The organism is Neptunomonas sp. ABH4_499 (genome assembly GCF_056160565.1).
This window is the reverse complement of record NZ_JBSWXK010000009.1, coordinates 129,817-153,493: the sequence shown is the minus strand read 5'-3', so window position 1 is coordinate 153,493 and position 23,677 is coordinate 129,817. Positions and strand designations below refer to the sequence as shown.

The following is a 23,677-nucleotide window of genomic DNA, read 5'->3' as shown; positions in this document are numbered from 1 at the left end:
ATGGCTAATGCGTTAGGATTTTACTTTGCACACCTTATCCAGCAGGGTCATCAGGGTATCCAGCTCGTGTGGCTCAAGTTGATCGGTCAGTGCGCGGTAACGTGCTTCTAATCGCGGACTTAACTCATCGAACATGGTGCGGGCTTTGGTCGTTAAGCTGATTAATGTGCGGCGCTGATCTTCGTGGGATTTACGACGCTGAATGTAGCCCTGTTGTTCCAATCGACTCAAAATGCCCGTTAAACTTGGGCTTAAGATGCAGCACACATCGGCCAGTTGTTTGGATTCTAGCTCGTCATATTCATTCAATGCACGAATGACCCGCCATTGCTGCTCTGTCATCGGGATCTCTTGCAAAATGGGACGGAAAAACCCCATGGTGACCTCCCGCGCTTGCAGCAGCTTGAGGGGGATGGAGTCATTAAACTTGCGCATTGAGGCTCCTTGGTGAGCATCTTGAAAAAGTAGGTTCATACAAATTTTATTAATATCTTAATTATTGTCCAGTGCCGATTGAAAGAGCCCTGTATTAAGCAGGCATCCTCTCTTTCCGGTATTGATGCGCGGTCATGCCGAGTTCTCGTTTGATAAAGCGTGAAAAATACGATGGGTCCGTAAAGCCCAGTGCATAACCTATCTCGGTGGCGGTCAGGTCGGTAAAGGTGAGGCGCCGTTTAATCTCTTGCACCATACGGTCGTGAATCAGCTTTTTGGGCGCACGATTCGAGATGCGTTGGCAGACGGTGTTTAATCGACTTTCTGACACGCCAAGTTGCTCGGTGTATTGAGGCAAGTACCAATGCTTTGCAAAGTGCAGTTCGATCAGGTCTGTAAAACGCCGGAAGAGTTTTAGCTCCTCGTTATTGATGGCAGTACTGCTGACTTGGCCACTGCTTAAGCGGCTGATGTTAATCAGGAGCAACTGTACCAGTGCCAGCATGCCATGTTGCTTGGCTTTCAGGTTTGTGGCCCATTCTAATCGCAACTGCCGAAACAACTGGGTAATGAGCACCCATTGTGACATCTGGTGTCGGGTTAAACGGTTTTTACTGATACAAATGCCGGTTGTCAGTTCGTGCTCCAGTGCTTTGCCTAAGCCATCTTTAAACAGATTCCACACCAGAGATTGATGCACCGTTAAGACATGCCCTTGGGCATGATCGGTGGTCGAAAACGAGTGAGGTACAGCCGGTGGTGTTAAAAACAACGATGGCCCATCGACCTCAAACAGTTGGTCATCGATGTGAAATTGCGTGTGACCACGGTCAATGTAGTGGATCTGCATAAACTGCGCGTGCCGATGCACAGGCATATCCCGACCGAAAAATCCCGCTAGGTTATTGAGCCGGTCATAGTGAATCGACGAATCAAGGTAGCGTTGATCGTAATCTTTGCCCAAGACAATGTTGGGTATCCAGTTTTGCGTATCGCTTTTTATTGTTTTTATCATCATAGCTGGGCCGCCCGAGTGGGCGGCCTCTCTTACCGCGGGCGGCTGCCCGATTATTTGGCTTTACCCAATTGCGGGATACGGTGGGTACCGTGAGCCATACACACGTTTTTGGTTTCCATATAGAAGTCAAAGCTCCAATCGCCACCATCACGCCCAATACCGGACATTTTCATGCCACCAAACGGCGATGGCAAGTTACGGTTGTTTTCGGAGTTAACCCACAGCATACCCGCTTCTACGTGACGCGCCATACGCATCGCACGGCCGGTGTTTTCGGTCCAGATGTAGCCAGACAGACCGTATTGTGTGTCGTTAGCGATGGCGATCGCTTCCTCTTCGGTATCGAAGGAGATAGCGGTTAACACTGGGCCAAAGATCTCTTCCTGAGCGATGCGCATGCGGTTGTTCGCACCGGTAAACAGCGTGGGTTCCACGTAGTTACCTGCACTGTCCAAACCATTTGCGGATGTCGAAATACGCTGCCCACCCACCGCTGTTTTAGCGCCATCTTCTTTAGCGATATCAAAGTAGCTAACCACTTTGTTGCAGTGGCCGGTGTGCACCAATGGGCCCACTTCGGTGTTCGGATCAAGCGGGTGACCAACACGGATGTTACGCACGCGTTGCTCCAGTGCTTCGATGAAGCGATCACGAATTCCGCTTTGGATCAGCAAGCGGCTAGAAGAGGTACAACGCTGGCCGTTCAAGCTGTAGATCATGAACACAACCGCATCCAGCGCGCGCTCAAAATCGGCATCATCAAAGACGATAACCGGGTTTTTACCGCCCAGCTCAAAGTGCATTCGCTTCAGTGTGTCAGCGCCTTGGCGCATGATGTGGGAGCCCGTTGCAGATTCACCCACCAAAGCCACCGCTTTAATCGCTGGGTGTTCGGTTAGACGCTTACCGGCAGATTCTCCAAAGCCGTTCACCATGTTCCAAACGCCTTTAGGCAGCACTTCATCGGCGATTTCAGCCAGAATGTAAGCGGACAGCGGCGTTAGCTCAGCCGGTTTATGCACTACAGTACAACCGGCGGCCAGTGCTGGCGCGATTTTCCAAGTGGATAACATGAACGGCGTGTTCCATGGGGTGATGATGCCCACAGGGCCGATTGCGCGACGCAACGTAAAGTTGGTGTGTTCCTCTTGGTGCAGCGCTAAACCGTTTTGCGCTTCAGGGGCTTTATCGGCAAAGAAGCGGAAGTTGGCGGCGCCGCGAATCGCCGCTTGCTTCATAAAGCGGATCGCTTGGCCACAGTCCATGGACTCAACCAGCGCAATTTCATCCGCACGCTCAACCAACTTGTCGGCAAAGGCGTGCAGCATTTTTTTACGTTCGGCCCCTGGGGTGTCGGCCCATCCATTAAAGGCCTCTTCGGCTGCCACGCAGGCGGCATCCATGTCTTCAACTGTGCCTGCCACCACTTTACCGAGTGAGGTGTTGTCCGTTGGCGTGATGTTGTCGTACAGGTTGCCACCCGAACCCAGTGTGAATTCACCGTTGATGTAATGGCCAGTCGTTTGTTTCTGGAAGCGCTCTAAGTACTGAGTGGCGCGTTCTTGATTGGTATTCAGTGTATCGCTCATGAGGCTCTCCAGAATCAGTAGTTTTCGCCGTAGTACTCTTGTTCAGAGACGATACGGGTTTCTAAATCACAAATGTTTTCGATGCTGCAAACAACAACATCACCAGGTTGCATATCAACCACACCGTGTGGGGTACCGGTCGCGATCATATCGCCCGGGTTCAGTGTCATGATGTGGCTTAAGTATTCGATTAAAAACGGCACATCAAAGATCATGTCTTTTGTAGAGCCATCTTGAGTGATCTCGCCATTAACGCGGGTGGTTAGGCGCAGGTTGTTCACGTCCTGAACATCATCGCGATCAACCATCCAAGGACCCATTGGCAGCAAAGAATCACGGCTTTTTACACGCAGGTTTGGACGGTAGTAGTTTTCCAAATAATCGCGGATCGCAAAGTCGTTACACACGGTGTAACCGGCCACATAATCCAACGCATCTTCACGTTTAATGCGCTTGCCTTGCTTACCGATAACCGCAACCAACTCGCACTCGTAGTGTTGGAATTCGATGTTGTCAGGACGGTAGCTGATCTGTTTGTGTCCAGTCAGAGTGTTGGCGTGCTTGATAAACACCAATGGCTCTTTCGGTGGCTCAAACGCCAGTTCCGTCGCGTGGTCAGCGTAGTTCAGACCCAGCGCAAAGATTGTGCCTGGTGTTTCAACCGGTGGCAGCCAAGTGATCTGGTCCGAATCGAGCGGAAGATCAAGGGCCTTGCCATCGGTTGTTCTGATCTGATCATTTTGATCGATGGTGATGGCCAGTGTTTGACCGTTTACTTGGATACGAGCGTGTCTCATGCTGGTACCTCCAATGTATTGTTAAGCGTTCCTACCCCTTCGATTGTGATGGCCACTGTGTCGCCTGGCTTAACCGCAACACGCTCGCCAGAAAATCCACAGGCCATTACTTCACCTTCTTGGAAGGTCATGATGTGCGAAAGGGTGCTGATCAGCTCTGCTGTGCTTCGAAGCAATCGAGACATTGGCAAGCGGCTTTGTAACTCACCGTTCACTGAGATATCGATGGTCAGTTGATCTGGGTTTGGCAGTGCTTGAGTTGCAACAATCGTTGGCCCGACAGGCGCTGATTGATCTAAGCATTTTCCTTTGATGTCTGGGCGGTAGTAGTTCGCTTCTGGTAACGAGTAATCGCCCACCACGGTAAAGCCTTTTACGTAAGAAAGCGCCTCGTCTACTGAGACACGGCACGTCGGTTTGCCAAAGACCACACCTAAGCTGCCGCCAACGGCCATAACGGGCACCGGTTGGTTATCAAAATCACGCGCCCATTCGATGGTCGCGCCATCGACTGTCCAGGTATTGCGGGGTTTGTAGTAAAGAACGGGTTCTTTGGGTGGGGCTTTGTAAGGAGCCTCGTGGAATTCGGCATCCAGCTTTGTGAGCTGCTCCTTGTCATTCAGAGCAACACAGACCAGTTTGCTTGTTACTAATGGGTTCAAAGACATAATCGAGTCCTAAAGATCAAAATCAGTAACCGGCTTGCGGTTTCTGTTCGGTCAAGGTTTCTGGAGATTTGAATTGTGCGGCTAGGCGTTTCGCACCTTGCGCTAAGATCATCGTATCCACACCCACACCAATAAAATTGGCACCGGCTTGCTCATAATCTTTGGCAAGGGATGGATCTAAGCAGAGGAGGCCTGCGTATTTTCCGGCCGCTCGTATTTTTGCAAGGCCGCCTTTAATGGCTGAAACCACATCCGGGTGACCAGCTTGGCCGATGTATCCCATAGAAGCGGATAGATCCGATGGGCCAATAAACACACCGTCTACGCCCTCAACGGCAAGAATTTCGTCCAAGTTGTCCAGCGCAAGCTGAGTTTCAACTTGCACCAGCAGGCAGATCTCATCATTGGCTTTTTGCGCGTAGCCTGCGATGTTGTTCCACGCCGCCGCACGTGCAAGGGAGGTTCCCAGACCTCGAATGCCGTTGGGCGGGTAACGCACGGCATCCACCAGTAACTTGGCTTGTTCGGCTGTATCCACCATGGGGACCAGCAAGGTTTGTGCGCCAACGTCCAGCAACTGCTTGATCAGTGCGGTGCTGCCCTCAACAGGGCGAACAATCGGCGCTACCGGGTAGGCCGACATCGCTTGTAGATGCGCCATGATGGCACGAAGATCAAATGGTGCATGTTCACCATCGATCAATAACCAATCAAAACCCGCACAGGCTGCAATTTCCGCTGCCGTGTTATCTGGAAGACCGAGCCATAGGCCGTATTGGGTGGTGCCGGAATCTAATCCTGCTTTAAAGGCGTTCTTTTTCAGTTCCATCACTCGCTCCTTATTCGAAACGAATGCCGATACCGCCCAGTGGACCGAAGTCGGCATGAACGGTATCACCCGCTTTAACAGGAACCGGGCGAGTGAAAGAACCTGCAAGGATGACTTGCCCTGGCTCTAAACCGATGCCGTGGGGCGCAAAGCGCTTACACACCCAAGAGATACCTTTAGCAGGGTGGCCCAATACGCCACCGGCCAGTCCGGTTTCTTCGATTTGTCCGTTGAGATAAAGCATGGAGCCTGCCCAGCGAAGATCGATCTCATCAACTTTGATAGGACGACCGCCCAAGATGATGCCCGCGTTAGCGGCGTTGTCCGCGATGGTGTCGTACACCTTGCGGGTGTAGCCTGTTTCAGGGTCTGTGCGCATGCAACGTGCCGCGATCAACTCAAGCGCCGGGATGACATAATCGGTTGCGTTGTAGACATCAAAGATGGACACGTTTTCGCCAAACAGAGGCTTTTTAAGCACAAACGCCAGTTCAACTTCGATACGCGGATCCAAAAAATCAGATGCTTTTAACGTAGCGCCATCTTCAAACAGCATATCGTCCAGCAGTACGCCGTAATCGGGCTCATCAATGTTGACCGCCATCTGCATCGCACGCGAGGTTAGGCCGACCTTATAGCCAATCACGGAGCGGCCTGCCTTAATTTTTTGATCCACCCATGTTTTTTGAATCGCATAGGCGTCGTCCATGGTCATGGATGAGTGCTCAAGCGTTAAAGCTTTGATTTGCTGGCGCTCGGTCTCGGCGCTGTGTAGCCGGTTAGCGGCTTCAAGAATGTGTTCGTGGCTGAGCATGTAGGTAAACCTCGTGATGGCCGATCGATAATTAACTTAATATGTTAACTATATGGTTGTTGTTTTATCGGTTTCTATTAACCAAATGGTTGATGTCGTGCAAAAATTAGGGCCTCTAAGGTGACTATATTTAGTTAATATATTAAGTAATGTCAATATCTACACCTTGGTCTAACGAGGCACATCACTTATTGACAAAACTTAATATGTTAATTAATTTGGTTTTCGTTTAAGGGTGATCATCATCCTGTGAATTACAGTCTAAGAAGAGAGCACCGTCATGCCGCACTTTATCGTTGAGTACTCTGGGAATCTTCACGAATCACTGGAGTTTCAGAGTCTGTTTGAAAAGCTACACGATTATGTGGTTGGCACTGGGCACTTCCCGCTGGGCGGTGTACGCAGCCGCGCCATTCGCTGTGATGATTTTCGTGTGGCCGATGGCCGTCCTGAGTTTGCCTTCCTGAACTTAACGCTCAAGATTGGTCACGGTCGGGACAGCGAATTGAAGCAAACCGTCGCTGAGCAGGTATTTAACATACTGTGCGATTGGATGAAGCCGGTAACGGATCATGGTTATTGTCAAATATCCTTTGAAATGACGGAGTTAGACCCTGTTTTAAAATTTAATAAAAACAACATTCACCCTTTATTTAAATAACGCCTTCGATTTATCCCGCTAACAATAAAAATGAGGATAACCCCATGTTCGCAAGTAAACGGATTAAAAAAGCAACCCTAGTCTCCCTGTTAACGGTTTTACCTGCTCTTTCATCAGTAGTGCAGGCTGAGACCATTCTGCGCGTTGGTACTTGGCTGCCGCCTACCAACCCACAGAACGCCATTGTGTGGCCAACATGGGCCAAATGGGTTGAAGAGGCCACAGAGGGGCGAGTGAAAGTCGAGGTTGAGGAAGGCCTTGGACATCCTAAAACCATGTTTCAGTTAGTGGAAGATGGCGTTATCAATGCAAGCTTTGGTTATCACGGTTACGTACCCGGGCGATTTAAGTTACCCCAAGCGGTAGAGCAGCCGGGTATGGGTGTCAGTGCCGAAGCGGCATCGGTTGCTTTATGGCGTGTGTATAAAAAGTACTTCGAGCAAGCCAATGAGTTTGAAGGGTTAGAAGTGATCGGTATGTTCACGCATGGCCCAGGCTATTTACACTCCACGCAGCCGATCACCACGATGGCTGATCTAAAAGGCAAAAAGATTCGAATTGGCGGTGGTGTCCAGAGCGAGCTTGGCGAGTTAATGGAAGTGACGGCGGTTGCAGCACCAGCTCCCAAAGTCTATGAGATGCTTCAGCAGGGCGTAATCGACGGTGTGTTTATGCCCATGGGGGAGCAAAAAGCGTTGCGCCTAAACGAAGTCGCGCCTAACGTCACAATGATTCCGGGCGGGATGTATTTGGGCAGTTTTTCGATTTTTATTGATCCTTACTTTTTGGAAGATTTGGACCCGAAAGATCGCGAAGCCATTTTAAGCGTGTCCGGCGAAAAGCTCTCGCAACTGGCTGGGCAAGCGTGGGATTCGATCGATGCAGATGGTTTAAAAGTCGCTGAAGAGAGTGGTGTAAACATCATCCGTTTGAGCGATGAGGATCCAATGACCCAAGCGTTTAAGCAGCTAACCCAAGGGCTTAAACAACATTGGATCGACAGTGTTAAGGATCGCGGTATTGATGCGCAAGCGGCCATTGACGAGCTTTGGAGCGAAGCTAAGGCCTATCAAGCCACCCTGTCATCGACTGATGCCAAGTAACATGAGCCACTCTTTATCCGCATGGGTCAATCATCGTTACAACGAGATTGGCCCGATCAAATGGTTAGCGTTTCTACTAGAGCTGATCGCCGCAACGACTTTGTTGTTCGTCATGCTCATTACCTGCGCCGATGTGGTAGGGCGATATCTGTTTAACAACTCCATTGATGGCGTCACTGAACTGACCGAAATCGGTCTTGCTGTGATGATCTTTGCAGAGATGCCGATCATCACATGGCGCGGTGGGCACGTTGTGGTCGATATCTTGGATCGGTTATTGGGTGTGATGGCCGCCAAGGTATTAGGTTTGATCGCTGTCCTTGTGATCGCTACCTCCTTTTATGGCGTTGGCCTTCGGATCTTTGAGTTGGCCGAGCGGGCGTTGCGGCGTGGCGTGGTAACTGAGTACCTGGGGATGCCAACCGGCTACATCATCCAATACATCGCTGTCATGAGCTGGTTCACTGCGCTCGGTGTGATCACCTACGGTGTTTATCGTCAGCTTAAAGGTCAGAACTCCAGTTTGTAGGTCTTATTATGTCCGTAATTATTATTGGCTTTACTGTACTGCTAGTACTGATTCTACTTCTGCGTATGCCCATCGCGTTTGCTATGGGGCTGGTGGGCTTCTTTGGCTTTGCGCATTTGCAAGGGCTTACGTTTGATAACCTGTTTTCCTATCGTTGGGACGGTGTTTTATCGATGGCCAGTTACCGCATCATTGATACCGTTCAAGATTACAGCTTATCCGTTATCCCCTTGTTCATTTTGATGGGCAATTTTGTGACCCGTACGGGTCTCTCGCATGAGTTGTATCAAGCCTCTTATGCCTTTCTTGGTCACCGAAAAGGCGGGCTTTCGATGGCTACGGTCGTGGCCTGCGGCGGGTTTTCGGCCATTTGCGGCTCAAGCTTGGCAACCTCGGCGACCATGGCCAAAGTGGCTATGCCCCCTATGAGAAAGTTTGGTTATTCCGATGCGCTGGCTACCGCATCCATTGCTGCCGGTGGCACCTTAGGGATTTTGATTCCACCCAGTGTGATTTTGGTGATTTATGGACTGCTAACCGAATCCAGTATTCGCGAACTCTTTGCCGCCGGTTTCTTACCTGGGTTACTGGGTATTGTCTTGTATCTGTGTGCGGTGCGTTATGTGGTTTGGCGGGACCCTTCGCAGGGGCCAGCGGGCGAGAAGTTGTCTTGGAGCGAGCGCATCACGGCACTCAAAGGCGTTTGGGGGATTTTACTGCTGTTCATCGTTGTGATGGGCGGTATCTATATGGGTATCTTTACGCCAACAGAAGCCGCTGGCATCGGTGCAGGCGGTGCATTTTTAATTGGGCTTGCGCGCAAGCAGCTGGGTATCAGCGCCATCTTCGAGACGCTGGTGGATACGTTACGTACTTCGGCGATGCTGTTTGCGGTTGTGATCGGCGCGTTAATCTTTTCCGACTTTATAAACCGCGCAGGTCTCCCCAGTATGCTAGAGCAATTAGTGCTCGATCTGGATGTCTCACCCATGGTGGTCATCTTGGTGATTCTGGGTATCTACATCTTGCTCGGTATGGTGTTTGAAAGCTTATCGATGATGCTGTTAACCGTGCCCGTGTTCTATCCCTTAGTGGCAAACTTAGGGTTTGATCTGGTGTGGTTTGGCATTGTGGTTGTGGTGGTTACGGAGATCAGTCTAATAACGCCGCCTGTGGGGATGAACGTCTTTGTCTTAAGTGCGGTGTTAAAAGATGTAAGAACAGGCACCATCTTTAAAGGCGTAACGCCGTTCTGGTGTGCGGATATGGTTCGACTGGCTTTGATCGTGGCCTTCAGTGCGATTTCTCTTATTCTTCCTGAATGGTTGTATCGGTAAGTAAAAAGCCCTGCGATCACCGCAGGGCTTTTGTTTCTCTAACGTTTACCACCAACCCCGGCCGCCACGGCCGGAGTTACCAAAGCGGGTAATAACGCTTTCAAGCTTCACGGTTGTGATCTCATCGTTATCAATGGTAACCGTGTAGCTCTCGCCAAGGGTCAATTCTGGAATCGACAGCGTAAAGGATTGGAAATCCATTGGCATGGTGTTGCTGTAGACCTCGTTGCCTTTTGCATCTTTCACCGACACCACAGCGCCTTTGCTGTAGGTTTTTTCGGCATTGATTTGGATCACCGGCTGTGTGGAATCATCGGATGGCGTTTGTGCCATGCCTGCACTGCCCATGGCAAAAAGACGGCCGCCGGTCAGTTTAAAGAAGCCGTCCACATCGATGTAGCCATCGCGGCCGCTGGTTGGCCCTTCGATGTACAGCTCACCGCCGCTCATCATGGCATCGCCATTGGAATCAAAACCATCGCCACCGGATTGGATGTGGGTTTTACCGCCAAGGATAGAGAGCAGCCCATCCACTTTGGCTTTTCCGTGACCGCCACCAGGGCCTCGGCCCATCTTGTCACCGCGTGGTGGCGGGGGCATATCACCGTTCATGGGCGGGCGCTCCCCACGTGGTGGTCGTTCACCACGTTCTGGTCGCTCGCCTTTATCGCCTTTTTGGCGGTTCTCTTCAGCGCCGCTGCCATCGGCAATGTTGAGTGCATCGTCTTCAGCTTTGACAAACACGTTACCACCGTGGATGGTTATGTTGCGGCTTTCGATGGCCTCGTAGGACTCTTCGACACGAATGTTACCGCTTTTTACATCCACCTTACGGGAGGCTTTGATACCGTCATCTTTAGCATGAACAGTGATATCGCTGTCCTCTAGATAGATAAAGCCTTTATCTTCGCGCTCTTCATTATCGGCCTTAATACCATCGTCACCGGCATGGATGGTGATGATCGAGTCGCGAATATCAACGCTGTCTTGGCCGTATAAACCATCATCGGCTGACTCAACCACGATGTTGGCTTTGCGAATATCCAAATCATCTTTACTGACGATGCCGTCTTTATAGCGGCCAATCACAGTTAAGGTCGCATTGGGTGCGCCGATGATTTTAAGGTCCGATTTGGAGTAGATCGGTGCATTTTGCTTGGCTTCACCGTTGGAAGGGGCGCTGTGGTTTTGATCTTCCAATTGGTTTTTGCTGTTTTCGGCCAGCTCAATGTCGACATCGCCTGCCTCTTCGATGTAAATCGCCGATCCGTAATCGTTAGAGAGGCTCAGGTTATCCAGAATCAGGGTGACTTTCTGATCCTGTGTATTGACCCAAACCTGACGATCATTCGATTGACCGGTTAGGCGGTAAGTACCGCCTTGGTTGATCAAAAACTGACCGTTATTCAGTGTGATTGTGCCACTGGCAGCGGGCTTAGAGACATCCAGCACAACCGCGTTTTCGTTTGCCCATGCGTGGGTGTTTGCCATTAACAGTGCGCCATAAAGGGGGGCGATGGTCCATAGACGTGAAGGCGTTTTCATCATGATTTATTCCGTAAATTCACCGTTACTAGAGAGGAGTATGCAATGATCAACACTTGGGCAAGCGCGTAACTGATCCAAAAGCGATTCTTGCTGCCCACGTTTGATTTTGACTTCGGTAACGCGCTCTACGACTTCGTTTTTAAGAGTGTCGGAGCGGGTCAGATAACTGGATACAAACGCTTTATTGTCCAAAATGGCTTGTACTGGGGCCCAACTGGTTGATCGTGGGTATTTGATGATCAACATGTACGCTGGCTCAAATGTGACCGAGCGCGATAAGCCCCACAGCACCACGGCAATGAAAATACTGGCGATAAACGAGAGCTCAAAGTACTGAACACCGTTGGCGATGCCCACCATGATGGACCAAAAGATAAATGCGGTATCACGTGGGTCTTTAACCGCGGTACGAAAACGGATAATCGATAAGGCACCGACCATCCCGAGCGAGAGCATTAAATTCCCGCTGATACCGATGACGATGGCATTAATCGCAATCGCGGTCATCACCAACGTAATATTAAAATTCTGCGAGTAAAGCACGCCGTTATAGGTGCGCTTGTAAACAAAATAAATAAACATCGCCATCAAAAAAGTCATCGAGAGCGATAAAAGAATTTGCAGCATACCCAGTGTGTTTTCCGAGAAGAGCGTGCTGTTTTCGAACAGTTGACTTAAGTTTGTTGCGTTCATAACCAATAGCTATTGAGGTTTAAGTGAGAGAGTTGGGTTAATCCCCATAAAATTCGCGGGTATGCATTCGGCCTTGGCAATACTTACTGATGGCCATGGCGGTTGTCCCATCAAACTTTAAGAGTGTCGGGAACCAAGGGGGTAAGCAGTGATTAAACTTTACCTCCATGATGATGGTGTCTGGGCGTTGCAGCGTTTGGGTTTCGAGGTCTGGATTAAACAGATCCAAATGGCTGGTGTTCACCCGAATGTTTTTGTCAAAGGTGACTCGAATCTCGTTGTACTCGAGCATATACACTTCGCGGTCATAATCGACGATCACAGTCGGGCGCATGTATTTGCGTTTAAGATCAAAGAAGATCGAGCGTGCGCTCTGGCTCTCTTTTTCAAGTAAAAAGTCGACATCTCCATCAATCATGCGAAGCGCTTCGGCTTTGCTAAGCGTGACCGAGCTTTTATTCACAAACTGATTGTTTTTACGCTTGCGCTCCAGCTTGACCCAGTCTTGGTGCGGGTCGTAGATGCGAAGGCGGTATTTATCCCGGTGCTCGATGCCATCGAGCTTTTCCTCGACGCTGGTGTGGTAGGCATCATCAAAGTACAAACTGCGGATAAAGTAACCGCGCTCATGGGTTTGATACGGGTCGCGAATCATCAGCGTATTCAGAAGGTGACGCGCGTACTCGTAGTCGGCATAGCTGATGTAATACTTTACTTCGTGACGCTGCACCTTGAGTGCCGTGGGATTATTACTGAGCATTGGCGATAACCGCCGTGGCATTAGCATAGAAGATGTCGGTGATGTGCGGGGTTGAGGTTTCCCGGCCAATGGTAAATTCACCCTTGTAATCGAGCGGTGCGACCAATGTGATTCGATCAATCTGATCTTTACCTGACGGGCTCGTTAACACCAAGGTTTCGCCATTACTCAAACTGAAATTCAGTCGTATGGCATCCATCGCTAACTGATCTGATTTTTTACCATGCAGTTTTGCCATACCTTGTGCAGGGATAATCAAATCGTAAGGGATGTGGAATTTAAGTGGGTCGTCCAAATCATCGCTTAAGTAATAACCCTTCAGCGATAAGCTGTTCATACTCGGGTTATAAAGCGTGACCCAGTCCTGTTTATCGTTGTTGCTAAAAGAAACCTCTTTTATAAAAAGGGTATTTCGCTCTGTTTGATAAATATAGGTCAGTAAAAATAACGCCAATACCGCGATAAAGCCGATAAACAGTACAAAGGTATTTCGTTTTAGGGTCGGGTTTTCTAAGAACATGGAGTGTACGCCCACTGTTTTAAAGACACTCTGATTTTAATAGAAGAGATTCTCATTATCATCTAGGTTTACAAAACTTATAACAAAACCGTAATGCGCATGTAACAAAGACAAAAAAAGCAGCCGTTTGGCTGCTTTAGAAGGGGAGGGTGTCGCTGATCAGAAGCGATAGTTCAAGCTAAGCTTATAGTTACGACCTGGTTGGTACGATGTGGTATCGGCACCGGTGGTATCGTCAGTTGAGACTTGGCTTTTGCTGTAGGCTTTGTCGGTGACGTTGTCGATGCGTGCTTGCACACGTAGATTCTCGGTAAACTGGTAAGAAGCAAACAGGTCATAGACGGTGTAGCTTTTATAGATGTACAAAACGTTGTTGTTACGTCCACCTAAGTAAGAGCGACCTTCGCGATATTTCGCATCGATACCCGCTTTACCTTTCTGGTTATTAAAGTGGGTGCCAAGGCTTGCACTCAAGTTCTGAGGCATAAGGCTCGTATCACGGGTTTTAGAACCGTCGTCTTCAACGATATAGCCGCCCATATCACTGAAGCTTAAGTGGGCAAAAATTGTAGGGCTGTTGTACGAGGTTGATAGCTCCCAGCCGTATACCGCTGCTTCATCTTTGTTCACGAATTGACGGACGTTGTACGAGCTTCCGTTATAGGTTCCAAGACTGCTGTCCAGCGTACCCAAGGTATCGTTATAGATCTTGTCTTTGATGTCGCTGTGGATGTACATCAATTTAGACTCAAAGCGGTCGTCGGCTTGGAAAATTTGGTTTCGGTTAAAGGTAAAGCCAAACTCGGTATCCAGCGAGGTTTCGCCCGTCAGATCCTCGTTCGGGATAACACACCAGTTACCGTGACCGTTCATACAGCCAGAGACATTCCCTGTTTCGTAAATACCATCGCCGTCAGCATCCTCGCCCGAGAACGTCTCGTAGGTGAAGCCTTTGCCGTAAATCTCATAGACAGCCGGGGCCCGGTAGCCTGAGCCTACTAATGCCGTAAAGCCAAAGCCGTGGAAGGATGTGTTCTCAAACGGCGTCCAGTTGGCCGACAGTTTTGAGTTGATGGAATCTTCACCATCAAAACCGTTGCCATAAAAGTCGGCGTTGAACGTATCGTAGCGCACGCTGCCAGAGATCAGCAGGTTCTCTCCGATATGAATCGAGTCTGAGACATATCCACCAATGGAAGTACGCTCGACTTGTTTTGGATCGCCATTGTCTTGGTCGTAGGACATTCTCACATCGTCAAACGTGTAGTCGACACCATAGCGCAACAGGTGCATGACCGACTCGCTCTGGTGCAGCATGCTGGTGTTTTCGACCTCTGCATAGGTGGTTGTAACCCCACCTGTGTTGGCCCATTCCCCTGTGCCGCTGTCGGACTCTTGATCGCTTTCGGCGCGGGTGACACGTATTTTAAGGTCCACTAAATCGTTATTCTTGGGCTTGTAGCCGTAGTTGGCAGACAGTGTACGTTCGCGTACCTCGTATTGAGTTTCGATGTCAGTATCGCTGTAGTCCGAATAGTCTTTGTCGTTCTGCATGATGCTGGCTTCAAGACGGTGCTCATCGGTCGGGGTGAATACCCCTTTCACCAGATAGCTGATGTCGTCAGAACCGGTACTGCCGTTGTTTGTCTTGACCTCGTTACCATCTTTGTACGCATCGGTGTCTCGGATGGACAGCGTCGCGTTGGCCGAGAACTGGTCGTTAAAGCGTTTGGCCACATCACCACTGATGCCATCGGACTGACCGTTGGTTTCATGCGTATAACGCAGATTGGCACCCAAGTCGCGACCATTACGAATAATGCTTTCTGGGTCTTTGGTTTCAAGCAGTACAACCCCGCCGGTTGAACCGTTACCGTAGGTGTTGGCACCGGCACCAGGAATCACCGTGATGGTGTCGTACATATCCATGTTCAACCAGATGGTATCCCGGTCGTTGCTGCCTTTGTGCATAATTTGGCTGCGGTTATTTGGGGCACCTTCTACCCGAACACTAACGGCATTTCCCGACTGGCCGCGGATGGTAATTTCGCTGCCGCGCGAACCGCCGACCTCATCAATCTGTACGGCCGCATTACCCTGAAGCGCATCCGCAAGGTTCGATACTTGCGCGTCTTCCATCTCTTTCGAGGTGACGGTCACGGCACCGTCGGCGGCGCTGACGCGTGTTTCTGCGTTGGTCGCCGCCTGAGTCGACTCGACGTTACCTTCGATTAACAGGGTGTCTAGATTTTGGTGTTGGGTTTCGGTTGCTGTTTCGGCATAAGTGCCACTAGAAGCCGCAGCGATGGCAACCGCAATCAAGGTTCGGTTTAGCACAACGATGTCCCTTTTTTGGAAATTCTTGTAAGAAAGTTGTCATGTTTTACAGATAAAGCGGGGGCATTTTGCACAAGATAAAATCTAATTACTAGTGATAATAATTATCATTAATAATTAGATATATCGAAATGGGTATTCTAAATGTATCAATAGAGGATGATTAAGCCCCTCACAGAGAAGGGGCTGTGCCGTTGGCTTGGTACAAGGTAACGATGGCGTTAAGTAAACTCAACTTTGATGTAATGAGGGATTCTTCTGAGCTGTACAGGCTGCGCTCTGCACTGATTAAGTCCGATTTTGTGCTTACGCCTTCTTCCCATTCGTACTGGATGATTTGGTTTTGCTCGGCCAAGTTTGCATGGGAGGCTTGTTGGTAATGGTAGCTGTTAAGGCTCTGATGATAAGCACTTAGCGCATCCTGAGCTTCCATGAGCGCTGTGCGCACCACGCTAACGTATTGTGTACGGGCAATGGTTTCGTTGATCTGTGCTTTGCTCACCGCTGTAGATTTCACACCGCCATCAAAAAGGGTCATGCTGATCGATTCGGACAGCGAAATGGCCCACTGTTCGGCCAAATCGTAAAAGTCCGAGGGTCTCAGGCTTAGGCTGATCGATAAGCTTGGGTAACGATCCAAATCCGCCTGTACTTTTCCAAGATAGGCGGACTGAACCGCGGCTTCTGCCGATTTGATATCAGGGCGCTCTCTCACCAACTGTGCAGGCTGGTTCAATGCAATTTTGGGTAATTTAAGATCAGATAGTCGTTTGTTGGGCTCTATTTCCTGCCAAGAACTTTGCCCAGATAGGATCGCTAATAGGCGCTTTTGATCCTCTATCTGGTAGGCAAAGTTAACGTACTTTTCTTCTAGGCTGATGATGGTGCTTTGCTGCTTAAGGAGGTCGCTGCGTGACACGACGCCGGCTTCAAATTGCAGCTCGTAAAGCGCAAGGCTCTCCTTTGCGGAATGCAGGTTTCTTTCGGCGATCAGCCGCCGCTCCTTGAGGGATAAGTAGCTTAGATAGGCTTTAACGATGTTGGCCGTGACGGATAATGTGGCCGCATCCAAATCCCATTGTGAGGTGAGTATGTCCAGTTCAGATTGATCTTCTTCCGCTTGGATTTTACCCCAGAGATCCACCTCGTATCGGGCCGAGAACGATAAGGACTCGGAATGATCACTCTGACTTAAGTCTTGCGTGGTGGTACTTTGAGAGCCGCCAATACCGCTGCTGATACTGATGCCATTGCCCGCTTGCTGACTGTTAAGGTTTAACTCGGCCAGGCGTACCCGCTCTCTGGCGACCGATAAGTCCCAGTTTTGGCTAAAGGCCACCGAGAGTAGATCGGTCAAATCACGGGCACCAAAGCTAAACCACAAATCACTAGTAAAAACGGGATGGTTGTAGGGCACGCTGACATCCATCGGGGCGCTTGGCGCTTGGTAATCGGAATAGGTGGCGCAGCCAGACAAACACAGAACCAGACTGCCGGTTAACATGAATCGCATTGGGTTACTCCTCGGCCAGCGCGTCGATGGGGTTCAATTTGGATGCTTTGCGCGCTGGGGCGTGGCCAAAGACCAGTCCCACTAAAAAGGCGGATGCAAATGCAAGGGCTGGCGGGTGCCACGATAACGCAATGGCTAAATTAAAGCTGGCTAAGGTCTGCGCAGCCCCAAGGCCAATCAAAATCCCCATCACACCGCCAAAGCAGCAGACCACCAAGGCCTCGATGTTGAACTGGCGCAAAATGTCTTTGGGCTTGGCCCCTGTGGCCATCCGTAAGCCGATCTCCCGGCGCCGCTCCGATACGCTCACCAGCATGATGTTCATCACGCCAATTCCTCCCACCAACAGGGAGATGGCAGCGATGGAGCCCAGTAACCAAGTCATGGTGTTTTGCGTTTCTGAGACCGCCTCAATCAAGGACGCCGTATTCAGCACTTGAAAGTCCTCTGTCCCGTGGCGCTTGAGTAACCGTGCGCGGATGGCTTCCTCGGCGCTGCTAAGGTGGTCGGTGTCATCCACTTTAATGGTGATTCCATTCAGATACTGGCCTGCAAACACGCGTGATAAACCGGTCGATAACGGGATCAAAACCATCTCGTCGTTGTTGACGCCGCTGGCCGAAGCACCTTGAGTACTCAGTACCCCGATCACTTGGTACAGTGCGCTTTTCATCATCACGTATTGACCAATCGGGTTATCGTCGGGAAACAGCGATGTCGCGATCGTATCGCCAATGACGATCACTGGGGCTTTTTGATCCATGTCTTGCTGATCAAACATCACCCCTTGCGAGAGTGACCACTCCTTCACCGCTAGGTAGTTTGGGGTGGTGGCCATGATCTTGGCGCGGTAATCCTGATTACGGTATCGAATGGTGGATCGGCTTTCTCGTTCTGGTGCCACTTGATCAATATGGGCAAGGTCAGTTAGTGCATCGGCGTCGTATTCGATCAAGGTCGCAATATCGCCCGTGTTTCGCATGTTCGCGCCGCCAGGTCTCACCAGTAATAGGTTGGTCCCCAGCGACTGAATGCGTTGAACGACTTGTTGTTTACCGCCTTCACCAATCGCCATCATGGCAACCACGGCGGCAACGCCGATCACGACACCCAGCAAGGTAAGTAAGGTTCGAAACCAATTGGCTTTCAATGCATTTAGAGAGATGCGGGTGGCTTCGCTGACGCTGATTGAGGGCAGCTCTTTAATCGGCTCCTGGCTTTCTGAAACCTCGCTCTCCAAAGCCTGTGCGGAGTCTGAAACGATTTTGCCATCCTGAATGTGGACTTGGCGCTTAGCTTTGCTGGCAACATGGGCATCGTGGGTGATCAGAATCACCGTAACCCCTTGGGCGTTCAGCTCGCCTAATAGTTCCAGTACTTGTTCGCTGCTTTTGGAGTCCAAAGCGCCTGTGGGCTCATCGGCCAAAATAACATCGGCACCGTTAATCAATGCGCGTGCGATCGAGACGCGCTGTTGCTGGCCACCGGATAGCTCGCTGGGTTTGTGCGTCTCGCGCCCTTCAATGCCTAAGCGTTGCAGCAGGCTTAACGCTTTGCTAAGCCGAGTTTCTTTGTCGGTGTTGGCATAAAGGGCGGGTAACGCCACGTTTTCGGCCGCGGTCAGGGTGGGTAATAGCTGGTAGCGCTGGAACACAAAACCGAAGGTTTTTAACCGTAAAGCCGCCAGTTGGTTGGTGTTGAGGGAGCTGACATTGTGCCCGTGGATTAAATAGCGGCCTTCGCTTGGTTGATCCAAACAGCCGATGATGTTCATCAAGGTCGATTTGCCAGAGCCAGATTGACCCATAATGGCCACAAACTCGCCTTTTTGAATGGTCAGCGATACGTCATCCAGCGCACTGATCACCGAATCGCCGTTGCGATAATGACGACTGACATGCGAAATTGACAGCAAAGGAGGGGAGTTAGAATTCACGCCGGCCTCCCATCGGACGACCGCTTGATGAGCCGGTTAAGCTAACCGCTTTCTCTTTGTTTTCGCCATTTTCGCGCCCGATGATGACTGTCTCATTCAATGTAAGGCCGTCGACGATTTCGATGTGTGTGCGGTTTTTGATACCCACCGAAACGGGTTTGGTTGCGCGACCGCCAGTGCCTGATGGGATAAACGCAACCGCGCCGCGTGGGCGCTCCGACACCGCGGCTAACGGTACGGTTAATACGTCGCTTGCTTGGGCTTCTATGAAAAAGACTTGGGTGCTCATCCCATCCATTAAGCGGCCAGAGCGGTTATCCACCCCAATCAAGACCTGATACAGCACCACATCGTTATTGACCAAAGGGGTGGGCAGAATCTTATCAAGCGTGGAGTGGAAAAAGTCGTTGGGGTTGCCCAGTGTCGAAAACCGCACTGGCATGCGCGGTGCCAAACGTTGGATATCAGCTTCTGATACATTGGCGCGCAGGGTCATGTTGGACAGGTCCGAGATGGTCAGCAAGGTCGGGGCGCTTTGGCTAGCGTTAATCGTTTGGCCAACGCGCACCGCTATGCTGGTGATGGTGCCATCGATGGGGGCGTAAATTTTACTGTAAGAGAGGGTGACCAAATCCCCTTCAAGGGCGGCCTCGTTGATCTGAATTTGGGCTTCGATGGCGACGATTTTGGCGCGCAAAATCACAATGTCAGTTCGGCTCTCCTCAAGTGAGTCGTCACTGACGGCGCCTTTTTTGTACAAACGTTGATCCCTGGCATAACGGCTTTCGGCAAGCTCCAGTTGGGCGACCAACTGATCGCGCTGGGCTTTTTGATTCTGGAGGCTCGCGCGGCTCTCTTTAACCTCGGTTTCAAACACCGTGGCGTCAATCTCAGCCAGCAGTTGGCCTTTCTCAACGACATCCCCTTCGGCAATGTGCAGTGTTTTTATCTGCCCAGAGACTTGCGCCCCCACATCAACATAGTTAGAGGGCTCTAAGGTACCGGTCGCGGGGACGGTGATTTCGATGGAGGCGCGTTTTACGGTATCGGTAAGCCAAGCTTGTACACTGGATTGGCTGTCTTGGTAGATCCAGTAACCTGCAAATAAGGGGCTTGCGACAATGATGATCCATAAGCAGGATTTGATCAGGGTATTAGGCAACTTCATTAAGGATCACTCTTGTTTTCGAGGGCGGGGGTTGGCATCGGGGTCGCGTCGAGGTCGCTCATTTCGCGTAAGTTCTGGCGTATCTGGGCTTATACCAACCAAAGATAAGACGCGTTGATGTGTGGTGGTCGAGGTAAAGCAATAGAGCGCAAGTGCGCTTAGCACAAAGCTACAAACCGCAGTGATGGCAAGACGTTTCATCGTTTTAGTAGGGATCAGTAAAAGGAGAGCGCATGATTACAAACCGATTCTCTTTGGTAAATAAGAATAAAAGCAATTATCAATTAATAATTGTAAAGAAATGATAAGGCGTGTCGCAGAAAGCCGTGCACTTGTTGAGTAAATAACAAATCTTAACAAAGGGCCACTCGTCTTGGATGATAATTAAAAATATAATCATTCTCATCTATTAGAAAAAATAAGCGAATAAGAACGAATGACCACACAACGAAGCAGGGCTGCTCTTTTTGATCGGGTGCCGATCCTATTGCGTATTTTATTGGCCGTGGTAGGGGGCTATAGCCTCGCCGCAGGCTTAAGTTTGCTAAGCGCACATTTTGCCGGAGGTACGGAGCGCGAGATGCGAACCGCCGTGCATTTTCTGTTTTTCCTGTACTATGCGATCTGCATCGTGACCTTCTTCTCGATTAACTCGTTGAAAAAAGCCTTTGTCGTAGCGGTTGTTGTCAGTGCTGCCGTGTGGGGGGCCTGGTGGGCCATTGGAGGGCAAACCGTATGAAAGGACCACTACGACGGACGATGATTTGGCTCCATACCTGGAGCAGCATTTTACTCGGCTGGTTGCTGTTCGCGATCTTCCTAACCGGTACGCTTTCCTATTTTCGTGCCGAAATCAGCCACTGGATGACACCAGAACGCCATGGTTCCTACCTGACACAAGAGAGCCTTGTTACAGCCTATAACCGACTAAAAGAGGTCGCACCTGATGCAAACCGATGGGATATTTCACTCCCATCGGCGCGTAATAACACCGTTAGCTTAAACTGGCAGGAAGAGGGCGTAAATGAGCGTCGTCGTGGCCCTAAAGAGGTGTTGAATGCCGCCACGGGCGAGCCCATCAATGAGCGTGAAACCCGAGGTGGCGACTTCCTGTATCGCTTCCACTTTGAGCTGTATGGCTTGCCGCGCGGCTTTTCCCGCACGTTGGTCGAAATTGCCACGATGTGTATGTTCATTGCCTTGATCAGTGGCGTGATTATGCACCGAAAGATTTTCAGTGATTTCTTCTCGTTCCGGACTCAAAAACGCTCGCTGGGGTGGGGGGACGCGCATGCCGTTACCGCGGTGTTAGCTTTGCCTTTCCATGTGATGATCACCTTTTCGGGCTTGCTGCTTTTATCATCGAGCCTGATTTTCTGGACCGAGAACACCCGAGGGGGCGGTGGTGAGCGAGCACCGCAGGCCAATCAAGCCAATCAAATGGCGCAGGGTGGGCGCGAGCGCGGCGCTAATCGTCCGATGGCTAATCAAGAAGCACGGGAGCGACCTACCGAAGCACGCGAGAACCGCCCAACGCGTGAACTCTCAACCCCGCCACTGCAAGCGATGCTGCAGAATGCCCAAACACAACTGGATGCCAGTATCGAGCGGATTCAAATACATCAGCCTTTACAGAAAGCGGCCTCTTTTGTGTTTACCTCGTCAGAGCGTGATGTGTTGCTGGCCGAGCGAGGCTCCAGTGACTCGGTGACCTTCTCAGCGAATGGGGAGATCACAGGGCAAGAGGCGTTGAAAACATCGGATTCTTCGTTCTTCACGGCCGCAAGTGGCGTGTTCCGTACGCTGCATGAAGCGCGCTTTGCCGATTCCATTGTTCGTTGGTGCTTATTTATCTCGGGCGTTATGGGTACCTTGATGGTCGGGACGGGGTCTATCCTTTGGGCCTCTAAGCGCGCTAAAAAACAGATGGGCAGGGTGGGTTTTGAGTTGGTCAACACTTTGAACATCGCCAGTATTACCGGGTTGTGTGGGGCGGTTGCTGTGTATTTCTGGCTAAACCGCCTGTTACCGGCTGATTTTGCAAGTCGACAAGATTGGGAGATCAACGGCTTCTTTATGGCTTGGATGGTTGCGTTGGTTCACGCTTTGTTTTTCCGAAACCGAGGTGCGTGGCTGCACCAGCTCTTTGTTTGTGGCGCGCTGTTTACGGCGCTACCGGTGTTGGATCAACTGACTTCACCCGTAGGGCTTTGGCATGCGGTATCGCACGCCGATGCACTTCGCCTAAGCTTCGATGGCATGTGCTTGTTACTGGGCGTGTTGTTTTTCACCGGTGCGATTTACATCCGTAAAAAACAAGCGATCAAGGCCACATCGTCTCAACGCCGAGCCCCCAAAAGCTTCAAAAAAGAGGGGGTGGCCGTATGATGACATTGATCGTGGTCTTCATCTTAAGCTTTATCAGCTTTATGCATTTTTCGGTATCGAGTGAAGCGCACTACCGTAAGCTTTACGGCACAAAGCAGATACCAAAGGCTGAGTTTTATCTCTACCAATCTATGGCTTGGGTTACATTGCTTGTCTCGCTGCCTTTTCCGATACTCACTTGGGGTGTCGGAATCGGCATTATGGCGTGGCTCTTGATGATTACGCTTGGGGCACTGATGGTCGTTTTACTGGTTAATTTTCTGCCACGCCTGTATTCAACTGTCTGGACATACCTTGGCGTCACCCGAAAACTCGTGATTACCAAAGCGCTTTAATGGAAATGACAAATCAAAAACACTTGTCCAAGACCGAACATGCGATTAAAGTGCCTCTTTAAAGAAACACAAGTTCATTGTTTTACTCGGCTCATAAGGATATGACCACCGTGCCAGTAAACAAAGCAACGCGGCTCTCGTGTTGCTCCAATGCATGTAATAGGGAATGTTATGCAGTGTCCAGCCTGTCAGTTAACGCTTTTAAAGCCCGTTAAGCTCGAACCGAGTTTAATGGCGCGTAAGTGCACCCATTGCGAGGGTGTCTTGATCGATCTTCTTTCTTATCGTGCATGGCGAGAAAACATGCCCGATTGTGAGCTTCCGGAACTTATGGAAGTAGAAGATCGAAAAGGGGCCTTAATCTGCTCCAAGTGCCAGCATTTTATGCTCAAGTATAAAATTTGCGATGAACATGAAAACTTCATTGATGTGTGCACGCATTGCGATGAAGCTTGGCTAGATGAGGGTGAATGGCAGTTGCTAGGTGCACTCTTGATGCAAGATAAACTGACCAAAATTTTTACTGAGCCATGGCAACGCAAGATCCGACAGGACCGTGTCGAGGCCGATCAACGTGCTCGAAACCAAGCCCTGTTGGGCGAACTGGATTATCAAGAGGCCGAGCGGATTACCCAGTGGATCAACGATCATCCCAAAAAAGAAGATCTGATCCGGATATTGTTCCACCAAAACCACTGA

At 50.3% G+C, this 23,677-nt stretch carries 23 protein-coding genes; 8 read left to right on the top strand and 15 right to left on the bottom strand.

The genetic code is table 11. The features are described 5' to 3' along the window. Positions 1 to 12: 12 nt before the first annotated feature. The 7 genes from hpaR to hpaH form a co-directional block, all read right to left on the bottom strand. Positions 13 to 435 carry a homoprotocatechuate degradation operon regulator HpaR gene (gene hpaR, locus ACXAF9_RS11260; protein ID WP_475074105.1) on the bottom strand — a complete coding sequence of 141 codons (423 nt, stop codon included), beginning with the start codon at positions 433 to 435 and terminating at the stop codon, positions 13 to 15. Between the two features lie 94 nt (positions 436 to 529). Then, complete coding sequence (gene hpaA, locus ACXAF9_RS11255; protein ID WP_475074103.1) at positions 530 to 1,453, bottom strand: 4-hydroxyphenylacetate catabolism regulatory protein HpaA; 924 nt, start codon at positions 1,451 to 1,453, stop codon at positions 530 to 532. Positions 1,454 to 1,503: 50 nt separating this feature from the next. Continuing rightward, positions 1,504 to 3,042, bottom strand: a complete 1,539-nt coding sequence (hpaE, locus tag ACXAF9_RS11250; RefSeq protein ID WP_475074099.1) for a 5-carboxymethyl-2-hydroxymuconate semialdehyde dehydrogenase — start codon at positions 3,040 to 3,042, stop codon at positions 1,504 to 1,506. Between the two features lie 14 nt (positions 3,043 to 3,056). After that, entirely contained in the window at positions 3,057 to 3,839 is a 783-nt protein-coding gene (locus ACXAF9_RS11245; protein WP_475074096.1) for a fumarylacetoacetate hydrolase family protein, read from the bottom strand. Next, a complete protein-coding gene (locus ACXAF9_RS11240) occupies positions 3,836 to 4,507 on the bottom strand; it encodes a fumarylacetoacetate hydrolase family protein (protein WP_475074093.1) in 672 nt (223 codons plus the stop codon). Before ACXAF9_RS11240 ends, ACXAF9_RS11245 begins: the two co-directional genes overlap by 4 nt. 22 nt (positions 4,508 to 4,529) lie before the next feature. Further along, complete coding sequence (gene hpaI, locus ACXAF9_RS11235) at positions 4,530 to 5,336, bottom strand: 4-hydroxy-2-oxoheptanedioate aldolase (RefSeq protein WP_475074091.1); 807 nt, start codon at positions 5,334 to 5,336, stop codon at positions 4,530 to 4,532. Positions 5,337 to 5,346: 10 nt separating this feature from the next. Continuing rightward, positions 5,347 to 6,150, bottom strand: coding sequence for a 2-oxo-hept-4-ene-1,7-dioate hydratase (gene hpaH / locus ACXAF9_RS11230; protein WP_475074089.1), 804 nt, complete (start codon positions 6,148 to 6,150; stop codon positions 5,347 to 5,349). 280 nt (positions 6,151 to 6,430) lie between these two features. On the opposite strand from hpaH, the gene ACXAF9_RS11225 reads away from it, so the two are divergent. The 4 genes from ACXAF9_RS11225 to ACXAF9_RS11210 are packed head-to-tail and all read left to right on the top strand — an operon-like array spanning position 6,431 to position 9,780. Then, positions 6,431 to 6,811 carry a 5-carboxymethyl-2-hydroxymuconate isomerase gene (locus tag ACXAF9_RS11225; protein ID WP_475074087.1) on the top strand — a complete coding sequence of 127 codons (381 nt, stop codon included), beginning with the start codon at positions 6,431 to 6,433 and terminating at the stop codon, positions 6,809 to 6,811. A 44-nt stretch (positions 6,812 to 6,855) separates the two neighbouring features. Next, the gene (locus tag ACXAF9_RS11220; protein ID WP_475074085.1) at positions 6,856 to 7,914 is read left to right on the top strand and encodes a TRAP transporter substrate-binding protein; all 1,059 of its coding nucleotides are present in this window, start codon (positions 6,856 to 6,858) and stop codon (positions 7,912 to 7,914) included. 1 nt (position 7,915) lies between these two features. Next, positions 7,916 to 8,443, top strand: a complete 528-nt coding sequence (locus ACXAF9_RS11215; RefSeq protein ID WP_475074083.1) for a TRAP transporter small permease — start codon at positions 7,916 to 7,918, stop codon at positions 8,441 to 8,443. 8 nt (positions 8,444 to 8,451) lie between these two features. Beyond that, the gene (locus ACXAF9_RS11210) at positions 8,452 to 9,780 is read left to right on the top strand and encodes a TRAP transporter large permease (RefSeq protein WP_475074082.1); all 1,329 of its coding nucleotides are present in this window, start codon (positions 8,452 to 8,454) and stop codon (positions 9,778 to 9,780) included. 45 nt (positions 9,781 to 9,825) lie between these two features. Here ACXAF9_RS11210 and ACXAF9_RS11205 read toward each other — a convergent pair whose 3' ends face one another. The 8 genes from ACXAF9_RS11205 to ACXAF9_RS11170 form a co-directional block, all read right to left on the bottom strand. Then, complete coding sequence (locus ACXAF9_RS11205) at positions 9,826 to 11,328, bottom strand: carbohydrate-binding domain-containing protein (protein WP_475074080.1); 1,503 nt, start codon at positions 11,326 to 11,328, stop codon at positions 9,826 to 9,828. A 3-nt stretch (positions 11,329 to 11,331) separates the two neighbouring features. Further along, positions 11,332 to 12,021, bottom strand: coding sequence for a DUF4956 domain-containing protein (locus ACXAF9_RS11200; protein WP_475074078.1), 690 nt, complete (start codon positions 12,019 to 12,021; stop codon positions 11,332 to 11,334). 37 nt (positions 12,022 to 12,058) lie between these two features. Next, a complete protein-coding gene (locus ACXAF9_RS11195; protein ID WP_475074077.1) occupies positions 12,059 to 12,781 on the bottom strand; it encodes a polyphosphate polymerase domain-containing protein in 723 nt (240 codons plus the stop codon). After that, the gene (locus ACXAF9_RS11190; RefSeq protein ID WP_475074075.1) at positions 12,771 to 13,301 is read right to left on the bottom strand and encodes a lamin tail domain-containing protein; all 531 of its coding nucleotides are present in this window, start codon (positions 13,299 to 13,301) and stop codon (positions 12,771 to 12,773) included. Before ACXAF9_RS11190 ends, ACXAF9_RS11195 begins: the two co-directional genes overlap by 11 nt. 159 nt (positions 13,302 to 13,460) lie before the next feature. Continuing rightward, positions 13,461 to 15,638: a TonB-dependent receptor domain-containing protein gene (locus tag ACXAF9_RS11185; RefSeq protein WP_475074073.1), complete on the bottom strand. Its 2,178-nt coding sequence runs from the start codon at positions 15,636 to 15,638 to the stop codon at positions 13,461 to 13,463. 172 nt (positions 15,639 to 15,810) lie between these two features. After that, positions 15,811 to 17,151 carry an efflux transporter outer membrane subunit gene (locus ACXAF9_RS11180; RefSeq protein WP_475074071.1) on the bottom strand — a complete coding sequence of 447 codons (1,341 nt, stop codon included), beginning with the start codon at positions 17,149 to 17,151 and terminating at the stop codon, positions 15,811 to 15,813. A 4-nt stretch (positions 17,152 to 17,155) separates the two neighbouring features. Further along, on the bottom strand, positions 17,156 to 19,087 hold the full coding sequence (locus ACXAF9_RS11175; protein WP_475074070.1) for a MacB family efflux pump subunit: 1,932 nt from the start codon (positions 19,085 to 19,087) through the stop codon (positions 17,156 to 17,158). Continuing rightward, complete coding sequence (locus tag ACXAF9_RS11170) at positions 19,077 to 20,255, bottom strand: efflux RND transporter periplasmic adaptor subunit (RefSeq protein ID WP_475074066.1); 1,179 nt, start codon at positions 20,253 to 20,255, stop codon at positions 19,077 to 19,079. Before ACXAF9_RS11170 ends, ACXAF9_RS11175 begins: the two co-directional genes overlap by 11 nt. Positions 20,256 to 20,691: 436 nt before the next feature. Between ACXAF9_RS11170 and ACXAF9_RS11165 the strand changes: the two genes are divergently transcribed. The 4 genes from ACXAF9_RS11165 (at position 20,692) to ACXAF9_RS11150 (ending at position 23,677) form a co-directional block, all read left to right on the top strand. Beyond that, the gene (locus ACXAF9_RS11165; RefSeq protein ID WP_475074064.1) at positions 20,692 to 20,994 is read left to right on the top strand and encodes a hypothetical protein; all 303 of its coding nucleotides are present in this window, start codon (positions 20,692 to 20,694) and stop codon (positions 20,992 to 20,994) included. Then, complete coding sequence (locus ACXAF9_RS11160; RefSeq protein WP_475074062.1) at positions 20,991 to 22,643, top strand: PepSY-associated TM helix domain-containing protein; 1,653 nt, start codon at positions 20,991 to 20,993, stop codon at positions 22,641 to 22,643. The genes ACXAF9_RS11165 and ACXAF9_RS11160 overlap by 4 nt, the downstream gene beginning before the upstream one ends. Next, complete coding sequence (locus tag ACXAF9_RS11155; RefSeq protein ID WP_475074060.1) at positions 22,640 to 22,978, top strand: DUF3325 domain-containing protein; 339 nt, start codon at positions 22,640 to 22,642, stop codon at positions 22,976 to 22,978. The genes ACXAF9_RS11160 and ACXAF9_RS11155 overlap by 4 nt, the downstream gene beginning before the upstream one ends. A gap of 171 nt (positions 22,979 to 23,149) precedes the next feature. Continuing rightward, positions 23,150 to 23,677, top strand: coding sequence for a TFIIB-type zinc ribbon-containing protein (locus tag ACXAF9_RS11150; RefSeq protein ID WP_475074057.1), 528 nt, complete (start codon positions 23,150 to 23,152; stop codon positions 23,675 to 23,677).